Genomic DNA, 12,907 nt, shown 5'->3' on the forward strand with positions numbered 1-12,907 from the left:
AGCCGCTCCGCTAGGTCAGCAGCATGATGATCACCATGCCCCAGATGGTCAGAAGCGTGTTTCCGACGGCATAGGTCACGGTGTAGCCGAGCGCCGGAACCTGGCTGCCTGCGGTTTCGCAGACCATGCCTAGCGCCGCCGTCGTGGTACGTGCGCCTGCGCACGCCCCGAGCAGGATGGCCGGATCGAAGCGGAAAATGTACTTGCCGGCGAACATCGCCAGGATCAGCGGAACCGTCGTCGCCAGGGCGCCCCAGAGGAACAGTCCGACGCCTTGGGTCTGCAATCCCTTGACGAAGCCCGGGCCTGCCGAGATTCCGACCACGGCGATGAAGATGTTGAGGCCGACGGAATTCATGAACCACACGGTCGAGCTCGGAATGCGGCCGAAGACGGGACGTACCGAACGCAGCCAACCGAAGACCAGGCCCGAAATCAGTGCGCCGCCTGCCGTGGAGAGCGTCAGCGGGACGCCCCCGACCTTAAAGACGATCGCGCCGATCAACGCACCAAGCGTGATGGCAGCACCGATGAAGGCGACATCGGCGACGTCGCTCGGGCGGTCGGCATGGCCGACGACCTTTGCGACCGCGGCGATGTCCTGTGTCCGGCCGACGACGGTGAGAATGTCGCCGCGATGGATCACCGTGTCACGCAGGACGGGGATGCTGACGGCGGTGGCACCGCGAACGATCTTTCGAAGGAAAACGCCGCGTGCCGCAGGCATCTGGGAGAGTTCGGCGAGCGTCTTGCCGTCGGCGTCCTTGCTGGTGACGTAGACATCGACGCCTTCGGCTTGCACATCGAGAAGTTCCGGGTCCTCGACCTCATCGGCGTTCTGGCCGATCAGGTTGACGAGCACATCCCGCGGCCCTGCGATGGCGATGATGTCGCCCTCCTGCAGGATCGTGTYGGTTGTGGCGTCCTCGATGATGCCATTGCGCCGCAGGCGCTCGACGAAGACGCGTGCATCCGGCACGAGCGCTTCGGCGTCCGCCGCGCGCATGCCGATGACCTTGGCGCCGCTTCGTACCCTAAAGGCGCGCAACTCGAAGCGCCGCCACACGGAACCAGGGCCGCCGAGTTCCTTGCCGCCGCCAAGCCTTGCCTCGTAATCCTTGCAGGCTTGGACGAGATCGATGCCGAGGAGTTTCGGTCCCAACATCGCCAGGACCATGGCGGAGCCGACGGTGCCGAAGATATAGGTCACCGCATAGGCCACCGGCATCGCGTCGAGATATTCCTTGGTCTGTTCAGGAGACAGCCCCAGGCGGTTGATCGCGTCGGTCGCCAGGCCCATCGAGGCCGAGATCGTCTGCGAGCCGGCATAGAGGCCGGCTGCATATCCCGGATGGTAACCGGCGAATTTTGCGATGATGACTGGGATCGCGAGGCAGAACACCGTGACCACGACCGCAAAGATCGCTTGGGGTGCGCCGTCCTTGGCGATGCCTCGTACAAACTGGGGTCCGACGCCGTAGCCGACCGCGAACAGGAACATCAGGAAGAACGTCGACTTCACATGAGGCGAGATCGTGATGCCGAGTTGCCCGATCACGACCGCGGCGATGAGCGTCGAGGTCACCGCGCCGAGGCTGAAGCCCTTATAGGCGAAGCCGCCGACATAATAGCCGATCRCCAGCGAAAGAAAGAGCGCGATCTCGGGGTAGCTGCGAAGCGTACTAGCGAACCAGTCGAACATTCCGATCCCCTGTTTCTGGAATTCGAAGCCCGCCGAATTTCCGGCCAGCCCTTCAGAATTCGGGCTTGCCCCGCATTCTCATTTCTTCTTGCTCATGAGGACGTCCGGCTTCAGCAATTTGAGGCCTTTTGCTTTCTCGTAGCCGTGGATCTCCTTCACATCGAGCTTTCGCATGAAGGTGATCGTCTCGTGCGTCACGACCTGGCCCGGCACGAGGATGGGGAAACCGGGCGGATAGGGGATGACGAAGTTGGCCGAGATCAGTGCCGGGCCTTTGTCGATGCGGCGGTCGCATTCCGGGCTGTCTATGCGCAGATACTCGCACTTCTCCTCCTTATAGGCAGCGAAGAAGGCGGTGCGGATATCACCTTCCGGGGTCGCTTTTCCGGCGTCCATGCGGAACGCATCGTGGAACCGGCTGAAATTCGGAAGGTCGGGCACCTCGTTCATCAGGCTGTGCACGCGAGCGTCAAAGGCCTTGCGCTCATCCTCGCCGCCCTGGCGCAGGCGCAGCTCGATCTCGTTGCTGATCTTGAGCAGGACCCCGATCAGGAGCGCGACGTCGCTGCGGGTGTTGTTGATGTTCGACTGCAGCAGCACCGAATTGCGCGAGGTCTTGTTGACCTGGATGTTGTATTGCGCGGCAAGCAGGCCCTTGAACGACGTGCCGTCGAAACCCGCCGTTCCGCAAACCAGCGTCATGCGGGTCGGATCGAGGCAGAACTCGTCTTCCCGCATGCTGCGCAACTGATCGTCCCAGCGCGTGTCCGGCGCAAGGAAATCGATGAATCCGCTGGTTCGGTACTCTTGCGGCACCATTCCGTCGGCACCGACGACCCTGAAGTATTTCGAGATGACCGGATGGACGGCGATCTCGCGCCTGATGTCGAGCGCGACCTCGATGGCGTTCATCACCAGCCCGTAACCCTCCAGCTCCATCTGCCGGCGCGCGACGTCGAGGCTGGCGATGAGCTGCTGGTTCGGGCTGGTCGAGGCATGGGTGAAGACGGCCTCGTGAAACTGCGCCTCGACCTTGTGGAAATCGACATCCTTGACCAGCACCATCGAGCCCTGGCGGATCGCCGACATCGATTTGTGCGTGGAATTGGTCTGGTAGACCCGCAGCCTGATGGCGTCCGGGTCGGGCACCAGGCGCGTATCGAGGAGCTTCTCGGCTGAAGGGTTAGCGCCGAGCGCTGTCCGCTGTTTCTTGTGCTGCGCGGCCGCGTCGGGATCCTGCATCCAGGCCTCGATGTCGGCCGCGGCGCCCATCGCGGTCCGTGGCCGCAGGAAGGGCGACCAATGCGCGAAGCCGAACCAGGCCTCGTCCCAAAGAAAGATCAGGTCCGGCTTGATGGCGAGGCACTCCTCCATCACGCGCCGCGTGTTGTAGATGTGCCCGTCGAAGGTGCAGTTGGTCAGGTCGACCATCTTGACACGGTCGAGGCGTCCTTCGGCCTTGAGATCCAGCAGGGCCTTCTTGATGGTCCGCAGCGGCACCGCCCCGTACATCGAGAACTCCGGCATGGGGAAGGCTTCGACGTAGAAGGGCTGCGCGCCGCACAGCACCAAACCGTAATGGTGCGACTTGTGGCAGTTGCGGTCGAGGATGACGATGTCGCCGGGCCCGATCAGCGCCTGCAGCACCATTTTGTTGGAGGTGCTCGTCCCGTTGGTAACGAAAAAGACTTCGTCGGCGCCGAAGGCCCGCGCAGCCATCTCCTGCGCCCGCTTGATGTTGCCGGTCGGCTCGAGAAGGCTGTCGAGACCGCCGGTCGTGGCGCTGCTCTCCGCCAGGAAGAGGTTGATGCCGTAGAACTGCCCCATGTCGCGGATCCAGGGCGAGCGGAACACCGATTTGCCGCGTGCGATCGGGAGCGCGTGGAAGGTGCCGACAGGCCGCTGCGCATAGCGCTTGAGATTGTCGAAGAACGGCGTTTCGTAGCGCGCCGCGATGCCCTCCTGCACCGAGAGATGGAGTTCGAGCGGCTCCTCGATCTGGTACATGACGCGCCTGATTATGGCGGCCCGCGGATCGCCGGCGAGCTTCTCGACGCGCCGGTCCGACAACAGGTAGATGTCGAGCTCGGGCCTGATCGCTTTCAGGCCGGCCGCGAGCCGCAGCGCCAGATCGGCTTCGTCCGCCTTGTCGAGATAGGGCTGCTGCGCCGCGAGCACGCTGCGCAGCACCGGCGCGTCGTGCCGCGACTTCAACGCGAAGCCTTCATAGATGACGACAGCAGCGATGTTCGGGTTGAGCACGGCCGCACAGACTGCATCCTCCAGGCTGCCGACCAGGACCGTCTCGTAAACGAAGGCGTCCTCGGCGCGCCGCAGGCGGCGGAATTCGGCGGCCATATGCGGCCAGCGCGCCATCGGCGCCGGCGTCACGGCCAGCATCTCGAAATAGGGCCTATAGACCGGCGACTCTCCCAACGAGGACGGGAGCATGTCGGCGGGCTCCGCCAGCGACAGGTCGGCCGCCTGCCATTCCTTTGAGTCGTGCTTGTAATTGCCTGTGATGATCGCCACCGAGATCCGCTTGGCGAGCGAGAGGAAGCCGCTGGCGTCGTCGTTCTGGAGGAAGCCTCGCAGCACCGAGATAAGGTCGGCTCCCGGGAATGCGTGAAACTCCTCGATGACACCCAGTTCGTCGAGCGCGGCCTCGACCGCGCTGCGGCTCTTGCTGCCCGTCGACCAGGAGCGCGCCACCGCGTGAAGGTCGCGCCAACGGTCGGTGCGACCGGACGGGGCGGAAAAAAAGTGATCGATGCTGCGCGATTCCTGAACGGAAGAAGCCATCCTGTTTCCTTCCCTCTCGCAGGTCGCACTGTATTGGGGCCGATGGTCAGCCAAGCTCAGCACATCCCGGGCTGATCGCGTATTGTCCCTAGGGACAGGTTGCCGCTCTTGCGGATGTGCTAATGATTGATCGAGCGACGGTTTCTGGTTGCTGAAATTGCAATCCAGTGTTGGCGCAGATTGAGCCGACCTTGAGCTTAAAGCTGCCAGAAACTTTTGCGCCCGACTGTGATTTGTTGTCGCGGAGCTAATCGGATGAACAAGATTTCATTGATCGGCGTGATCTCAGCGATATTCGCTGCCGCAGTATTCTCGTCCATCTGCCCGCGCCCGGCCGCTGCGTGCAATCGTATAAATGGATGCACGATGGATGTTCTGCTCGAGGGGCATGACATGATGCACGACGGCCGCATGAACGAAAACATGCGCGAGGGTCAGGAGAACATTCAGGCCTTCCGCCGCCAGCAAGCCGCGGATCAAGCTGCAGGTCGCACTGCTCCGCCGAGCAGATAAGCATCACTGCGGCAAGAGGCGCGCTGCCAGTGCGAGGTAGGACCATGCATCTGCGAATTGTGTTCGCCAGCGTCATCGTCAGCGGGCTCGCCTCTCAGGCGTACGGGCAGGCGACCGCGCCACCTTCACAACCGCAGGCACCCGTGGCGCCCCAGGTAGGGCAGGGCGAAGAGGTTCTCTCCAGCGCCCAGCTCGATGCGCTCGTCGCGCCGATCGCGCTCTACCCCGACGCCTTGCTCGCACAGGTGCTGATGGCTTCGACCTATCCGCTGGAGGTGGTGCAGGCGGATCGATGGTTCGCAACCAACAAGAAGCTGAAGGGCGACCCGCTGAAGGCAGCCGTCGACAAGCAAACCTGGGACGCGAGCGTGAAATCGCTCGTCGCGACTCCTTCGGTCCTGGAGATGATGAGCAAGAATCTCGACTGGACCCAGAAACTCGGCGATGCCGTCCTGGCCCAGCAGCCCGACGTCATGGACGGCGTCCAGAGGATGAGGGCGCGAGCCTACGACGCCAAGAAACTGTCTTCCGGTTCACAGCAGAACGTCACGGTCCGGCAGGACAGCGGCAAGCAGACGATCCTGATCGAGCCGACCGGGCCGGATACGGTCTACGTGCCTTATTACGATCCGGGTGTGGTTTACGGCACCTGGCCCTCTCCCGCCTATCCACCCTATTACTTCCCTGCACCGGGTTATGTCGCGGCCGGGGTTGTCGCGACGGGCATCGCGTTCGGTGCCGGCTATGCGCTCGGGCGGTGGACGTCGGGCGGATACTGGGGCGGAAACGTCAACTGGGTTGGCGGGAACATCAATGTCAACCGCGATCGCGTGACGCATTGGGAGCACAACCCCCAGCACCGCCACGGCGTCCAATACCGCAACAACGCCGTCCAGCAGAAATTCGCGAACAACAACCTGCGTGCCGGCAGCGAAGGCAGGATGGATTTCCGCGGACGCAGCGGCGACGAGGTGCTTCGGCCGGGCGGCGACCGAGGCAATGCGGGGGCGGGTGCCCGTCCCGAGCAAAGGCCCGCCGACCGCGCGAATGCCGCCAATCGACCGGATCGCGGGCCTGGCGATCGGGCCGGAGCCGGCAACCGGCCGGATCGGCCCGGTGGAGATCGCGCGCGGCCTAGCGGGGAGGGCGGGCGCGGCGCGGGGGCGCCACGTGCCTCGACCCAACCGAGGCGCCCAGACGCGGGAGCAGGGCGTCCCGGACCGACACGCGATAGCGCGTTCGGCGACATGCAGCCGGGCCGGGCCGCGAACCTCCAGTCACAGCGCGGGCATGCGAGCATGGCACGCGCGCCGGGCGGAGGCGGCCGTGCGATGCATGCCGGCGGTGGCGCCATGCGCGGCGGCGGTGCCCAGATGTCGCGCGGCGGAGGCGGAGGTCGAGGGGGCGGCGGTGGTGGCGGTGGGCGCCGATCCGACATCCAGCTCAAGAACCATGTGGTGCTGCTCGGGCACACGGACAGTGGGCTCGGCTTCTATCGTTTCGAGTATGGCGGCTCCAGGATGACCTATGTCGGCGTGATCGCGCAGGAAGTTCAGCGCGTGGCACCGTCAGCCGTATGGCGCGCCGCCGATGGCTATCTGCGGGTGGATTACCGGCAGATCGGCATCCCGTTCCAAACCCTCGACCAGTGGAAAGCTTCGGGTTCGCGGATTCCCGCCGGGAAGAGCGGGGAGTGAAGCCCTCCGCGGCTTTCTCCAGGCGCATACAACAGGATGCAGTGCCATGATCAGAGGGCTGATAGCCTTGCATCTCCTCTCGCGGCTGCTTTGCGGGGGGGCAGGACTCATTGCAATCACTTCGCCTGCAAGGGCGCAGGAAGTTTTCGTGTCGCCAACCGAAGCCGCCGCGGCGCTGGTGACAGCGTTGCGTGAGAGCAAAGCGACGCGCTTGTATTCAATTCTTGGCCTGTATGGTCGGGATATCGTCACCTCCGGTGACCCGGTGCGCGATTCGAATGATCGTGAACGTTTCGTCGCAGCCTACGATGCCCGGCATTCGATCGTTGAGACCGGCCGGACGGCAACGCTTCTGGTCGGGCCGGACTCATTTCCATTCCCGATCCCGATGGTCGAGACACGCGGCGGCTGGACGTTCCTGGTCGAAGCAGGGCGCCGTGAAATGGTTGCGCGGCGCATCGGTCAGAACGAGCTCGCCGCCATGCAGACCTCCCTTGCGGTTCTCGACGCCCAATATGAATACGCATCCCAAAGCCATGACGGCCAGCCCATCGGCACCTATGCGCAACGGATCGTCAGCCAACCGGAAACCCATGACGGCCTTTACTGGCCCACTGCATCGGGAGAGGCGCCGAGCCCGCTGGGCGAACTCGCCGGCCGGGCAGCAGCCGAAGGCTATGTAGCCGCGCAGACGCGGCAACCCTTCCATGGCTACTATTTCAAGATCTTGAAGAGCCAGGGCCCTGCCGCTCCCGGAGGAGCGGTCGACTACATTGCGGGAGGCAAGATGATCGGCGGGTTCGGCCTGCTGGCCTACCCGGCGGAGTATGCGCGCTCAGGGTTGACGAGCTTCATGATCAGCCACGCCGGAACGCTGTATCAGAAGGATCTCGGCCCCGACACGCGGAGCATTGCGGCCCGCATGCGGAGCTTCGACCCAGGCAAGGGCTGGGAGAAGGTGACGCCCGAAAAGCCGTAGGATCCCATGGCAGCCCCGCGCGACGAGCGCGGGAAGCCAACTGCGGCATGCCACGGGTCCTTGTCGAGCTTTCCCGCGCCGTTTGCGGACACCGGCCCGGAGAGATGCCGATGATTGACAGGCTCCCGGTTCCGAGCGGCCTGCGGGGATACAGCCTGCAATGGCTGCGCTTCGACATTACGGCGGGCCTCGCCGTGGCGGCTGTGGCCATTCCCAGTGCTGTCGCTTACCCCGCGATTGCCGGCCTCCCCGCGGAGACCGGCGTCTATGCGAGCATCCTGCCACTGGTGGGCTATGCGCTGTTCGGGCCGTATCGGAAGATAGTCGTAGGGCCAGACGCGCCGACCATGACGGTGCTGGCCGCCACACTTGCGAACCTCCCGCTGGACAACCCGGCGGATCGCGTCGCCGCCGCGGCCGCGCTCGCAGTGATGGTCGGCATACTGTGCATCCTCGGCAGCAAGCTCAGCCTCGGGCGTCGTGGCCTCGTTCCTCTCGCGCCCGATCCTGATCGGCTTCGTCTGCGGCATCTCGGTCTCCATCCTCATCGGCCAGATCGGGCGATTGACCGGCGTACGCATCGAAGCCGACGGGCTCGTGCTCCCGCTGCTCGAGATCGTCAAGAAAGCGGGCCTGATCCATTGGCCGTCGGTTGTGTTCGCCGGTGCGATGTTCGTGTTGCTCGTGCTGTCGGCGCGCTTTCGTTCGCCAGTGCCTGGGCCTCTGCTCGTGGTCGTCGTTGCGGGGCTAATGTCCGCGTTGTTCAATCTCGCGGGCCGCGGCATGAAGGTGATCGGAGCGCTGCCGAGCACGATGCCGGCGCTATCCCTTCCCGATGTGACCGGGCTGCCCGTCAAGGATCTCCTGCTTGGAGCTGGGGCGATCTGGCTGGTCGGGGTCAGCTCGGGTCTTGTGGCAGCGCGCAGTTTCGGGGCGAAGGACAAGTTCGAGGTCGATGCCGACCGGGAGCTGGCGGGGCTGGGTGCCGCCAACATCTTCTCCGGCCTGTTCAGCGGCTTTCCGATCACGGTGTCGGATTCGCGCACGGCGATCAATATCTCCGCCGGCGCCCGGTCGCAGCTTTCCGGGCTCGTGGCGGCCTTAGCCCTGACGGTACTGCTGCTCTACTTCAACGATGCGCTGCGCCTTCTGCCCAATCCCGCGCTGGGCGCGATCCTGGCCTTCGCCGCCCTGAACCTGATCGATGTCTCGGGTCTTCGGGAAATCTGGCGGGTCAGCCGCATGGAGTTCGCCTTCGCCCTCATCAGCATGTGGGGCGCCATCAGCCTGGGCGTGCTCAACGGTGTCGTCATCGCCATTGCGGGCACGTTGCTCCATGTCCTTCTCAAGGAGATGCGTCCGCGTGATGCATTGCTCGRCCGCATCCCTGGCCGGCCGGGGTTCTACAAACTTCACCGGACGGCGAATGCCGTGCCTCTGCCCGGGCTCGTGCTGTTCATGGTCCAGGGCAGCGTTCTGTTCTTCAACGCGGATCATGTCCGCTCCCGTTTCGAGAGCATCGCGGAGAATGCTCCGCCGGACACGAGGTGGCTGGTCCTCGATGCGAGCGCGATCGCGCAGATCGACTCGACGGCTGCCGCCATGCTCGGGGGCCTGCGGCCGAGTCTGGCCGCGAAGGGCCTTAAGCTCGCTTTGGCGGAACTGCACAACGAGCCCCGGGAGATCCTGAGGCGCGCAGGTTTCTTTGAAGGGCCGGAGGGGACGCCAGTGTTCGAGGATCTTGAGGATGCGGTCCGCGCGCTCGCAGGGGAAAGATCCCGCCGTCCCAAGCCGGAGCAAATACTCTAGCCGAGTGTTTCACCCGTTCGCCCTTGTGGCGGAGCCGGCCGGAGACGCCCCGGTCTAGATACTACTGGGCTTGAGGAGGCCGAGCCGTTCGGCACAGGATACGAGTTCGACCACCGAGCGGAGCTGCATCTTCTCCATGAGGTTGTGACGGTGGGCTTTCACCGTTCGCTCGGTCGTGCCGAGCTCGAAGGCGACCTGCTTGTTCATCTTGGCGCGCACGACAAGGTCGAAGACCTGGCGCTCGCGCCGGGTCAACATCTTGAGCCGCGCCATCGCGTCCTGCAGCCAGCTGTCCTGCTCGTTGGTCAGACGATGCCGCGCGATCGCGCGAGCGATGGCTCCGATGAATTCCTCACACGGTACCGGCTTCGTGAAAAAATCCTCGGCGCCGGCCTTGATCGCTCGCACGCCGGCCCGAACGTCACTATGCTCGGCGAGGAAAATGACGGGCAGGTTCGATCCAGCCTTGCTCAGGCGGTCGAAGAGATCGGGTGCCGCGTTGTCGCGACGCTGCACGTCGATGACGATGCAGCCTGCGCTGTCCCGCTCCGGCATCTGCTCGAGAATCTCGTCCGTGCTGCCATAGGCCTTTGTCCGATAGCCGCAGGCCCGGAGCAGGTCGTCGATCCCGCTGTGAGATTCTGTGTCACCGTCCACGACATAGATGAGATCTGACATTGGTATTCCCCCGAATTCCATGCCGGCGCCCGCAATCGGCGGAGCCGCCGGAGAGTGGTTGCGATTCTAGGGCGATTTCAAAGCGTCCCGATTGCAAAGGCGGTATCTCGACGTGATGCCGCCATCCACGGCGTTGAAACGATAAAGGCCGCCATCGTTAGAGGGAGCGAGTATGACGCGGGCAGAGTCTGTTGCGATCGAAGTCGTGCAGCTGAGCCGAACGATCTTTCGCTCTCCGCTCGGGATGACCCCGACGACCCGGCAGTTCGCCAGGGGAGTCGAGAGACGCCGAGGCGCGATGATGAAAGCCGGTGCGAAGGCGCTTGCAGGCCGCTTGAAGTCAACCGCATTCTTGGTAGGCACGAAAACGCTGGCACAGGGCGTCCCTTCCTCGATCCAAGCTCCCTGGATGCCGCTCGTTTGCGGCCACGCAACCTGCAACGGAGCTGCCGCCATGATCAGGGCGAACAGGCAAAGGCGACGGTTCACTGCGATCATAAAGGCCTCCGCATCTTGCGTGAGCTCGGCTTGGCAGTCGGTGCGTTCCGTTCCGAACGCCCTTGTCGAGACGACCAGAACCGGTAGGCCGTGAGCCGCGCTGGCTCAGGCATTCTCGTTGATGAGGGGGGCATGTCTGGCTACCCGCGCAGTTCCCTTGGGGGATCAATCAATGCCGCAAACGGCCTCGCGGGTAGTAAGTTACAGTTGGCTACGTGCGCAGCGCGCTGGCTGCCACTGCCGGTAGCGGCAGATTTCGACCGCTACTTGGTTTCTGCGACGAGGCTCGATCGCACCGGAAAGCCGGCCTGAATTGCGCCGCGCCGCAGGATGGCGCGATCGCGCGCATTGAAGTTGCGCGCATCGAGTTCCGCGTCGAAATCTTTGAAGAAATCCGGCCGCTGCTTCAGGAATTCGGCCCGCGATTGGGCGGTCTCCGCCTGGAGTCCCAGGCGCGAGAAGATGAGGGCAGCGACGAAATGATAGATCGAGAACTGGCGCAGGTTGGCGCGCCGGATCAGATCGGCGGCCCGTATATCGTCTCCTTCCATATAGGCGGCCAGAGCCAGGAGCCCGGTATAATAGCCGGAATGACCGGGGTTCTTTGACAATGCCTCCTCGATGAGAGCCGCGCCACGCGGCCAGTCCCCGGCCTGTGCCACCCGGCTGCCGAACTCCGCGAGCAGTTCGGTGTCGTTGGGATTGAGCTGCAGCGCCCGGGTGCCGATCCGGAGAGCCTCGGCCGGCTGCTTGCTGAAATAGAGGACAGCCATCAAGGCCTGTAGCGCCCGGACATTCTCCGGGTCGATGCGCACGGCGCGCTCTGCGGCCTCTCGCGCCCGTTCGGTGGGGCTTGGCGGGCCCGGCCGCCGGTTCAGCTGGAAGCGATCCTCGTCGAGATAGATATAGGACAACATGGCCCAGCTGGTTGCGTGCTCGGGATAGCGCGCCGTGATCTGCTCGAGGCAGTGGCGCGTCTGAGCATGCGCGCTCGGATCGAGCACGGTGCGATAAAGATAGAAGCGGTATAAACACTGATATGTTTCAAGGCTTTGCACACCTCGTAGCTGCGTCGGTCGTGGCGGTGTGCCGAAGATGATGCCGTAGGGTTGTGCGACCGCCGTAGCGACTTTCGAGGCTATCATCGCTTCGATGTCGACGAGATTATTGGCCTGTGGATCGGCATCGTAAGAACCAGACCAGACGATGGCGGACGTCTCGCCGTCGAGAACGCGGCTGGTCACCCTGAGCTTGCCCTCGAACAAGCGGACGCCGCCTTCCAGGACAAAGCGGCTGCCGAACCGTTGCCAGATCTCTGCCGCCGAGGCCGTCGGCGAGATCGTGTCCGCGGTCTCCCGCCCGAACACCGTCAGTTCCTTGAAGCGCGCAAGCTGCGACAACAGCTCCTCACCAAGCCCAGCCACGTAAAAATCGAGTTCGGGATTTCTCGAGAGGTTGGCGAAGGGCCTGACGACCAGGGACGGTCCCTCGGGCTGGGCAGCCCGTGTCCCGGAAAGCTCGGGCGTCGAGGATGTCGGCATGCGGATCAGCAAGACGGCGACGATCGCTGCCATTGCAGCCACGCAACCTGCCAACCACGAACGGTTCAGCCACGCGACCATTGACGGGCCGGATTCGCTCTGTCCGGGAGGTGGGCGTTGCGGCTCATGTTCCTGGTTTTCCAGCGGCTTCGGTCGCCAATGGAAGTGGGGCACATAGCCACCCTTCGGAATTTCGATCACGACCGGGTCGGCGCTTCCGCTGAGGAGGTAATGACGCTCCAGGGCCCGTCGTAACCGGCCGGCCTCAATGCGAACGACCGGATCGTTCCGAATATCGAAGTTTTCGCTGCGGCCGAAGACTTCCACGGCGATCGAATACGCTTTGATGCGATCCCCACGTCCTTGGAGCGTCTCGTTGGTCACATAGATCAGGAATTGCCGTACCCGCTCCGGTACGCTGAACTGAGCGCTGGCTAAAATTCGCTCCAATTCTGCGCGGACGTCGATTTCGCTTGGCTCCAGCGCGTTTTGAACGCGCGAGCCGTCAATATCCGGGCAGATGGACGGTGGCAGTTCCATGGAATTGGCGCCCCTGACCAAGAATCCACGCTCGAACCAAGTCGCAAACAGCAGCCATATCTGTGTAATCTCCCGTTAGTTACTCCCATTCCGCGGCGGCGACCAGCTAATTGTGGGYATTCGCAGGGGAGCTCGCCCCAATGGACCC

At 63.8% G+C, this 12,907-nt stretch carries 7 protein-coding genes and 1 pseudogene; 4 read left to right on the forward strand and 4 right to left on the reverse strand.

Annotated features, from left to right (window positions below):
• Positions 1-10: 10 nt before the first annotated feature.
• Positions 11-1,702: an aspartate-alanine antiporter gene (gene aspT, locus AC1DVA_RS03375; protein WP_476804963.1), complete on the reverse strand. Its 1,692-nt coding sequence runs from the start codon at positions 1,700-1,702 to the stop codon at positions 11-13.
• Between the two features lie 78 nt (positions 1,703-1,780).
• Entirely contained in the window at positions 1,781-4,504 is a 2,724-nt protein-coding gene (locus AC1DVA_RS03380; RefSeq protein ID WP_476804964.1) for a decarboxylase, read from the reverse strand.
• Positions 4,505-4,759: 255 nt separating this feature from the next.
• On the opposite strand from AC1DVA_RS03380, the gene AC1DVA_RS03385 reads away from it, so the two are divergent.
• The 4 genes and pseudogenes from AC1DVA_RS03385 (at position 4,760) to AC1DVA_RS03400 (ending at position 9,502) form a co-directional block, all read left to right on the forward strand.
• Positions 4,760-5,017 (forward strand): hypothetical protein, encoded by a 258-nt coding sequence (locus tag AC1DVA_RS03385; protein WP_265053464.1) that lies wholly within the window; start codon positions 4,760-4,762, stop codon positions 5,015-5,017.
• A gap of 44 nt (positions 5,018-5,061) precedes the next feature.
• Positions 5,062-6,714, forward strand: a complete 1,653-nt coding sequence (locus AC1DVA_RS03390; RefSeq protein ID WP_476804965.1) for a DUF3300 domain-containing protein — start codon at positions 5,062-5,064, stop codon at positions 6,712-6,714.
• Positions 6,715-6,760: 46 nt separating this feature from the next.
• Entirely contained in the window at positions 6,761-7,693 is a 933-nt protein-coding gene (locus AC1DVA_RS03395; protein WP_476804966.1) for a DUF2950 domain-containing protein, read from the forward strand.
• A gap of 104 nt (positions 7,694-7,797) precedes the next feature.
• Positions 7,798-9,502: pseudogene (locus AC1DVA_RS03400) on the forward strand (SulP family inorganic anion transporter).
• 54 nt (positions 9,503-9,556) lie between these two features.
• On the opposite strand, the gene AC1DVA_RS03405 reads toward AC1DVA_RS03400, so the two are convergent.
• Together AC1DVA_RS03405 and AC1DVA_RS03410 are read right to left on the reverse strand one after the other, a co-directional pair.
• Positions 9,557-10,180, reverse strand: coding sequence for a response regulator transcription factor (locus AC1DVA_RS03405; protein WP_265053468.1), 624 nt, complete (start codon positions 10,178-10,180; stop codon positions 9,557-9,559).
• A gap of 761 nt (positions 10,181-10,941) precedes the next feature.
• The gene (locus AC1DVA_RS03410) at positions 10,942-12,759 is read right to left on the reverse strand and encodes an adenylate cyclase (protein ID WP_476804967.1); all 1,818 of its coding nucleotides are present in this window, start codon (positions 12,757-12,759) and stop codon (positions 10,942-10,944) included.
• Positions 12,760-12,907: the final 148 nt, after the last annotated feature.

Source organism: Allobosea sp. P4_C6 (genome assembly GCF_056402015.1).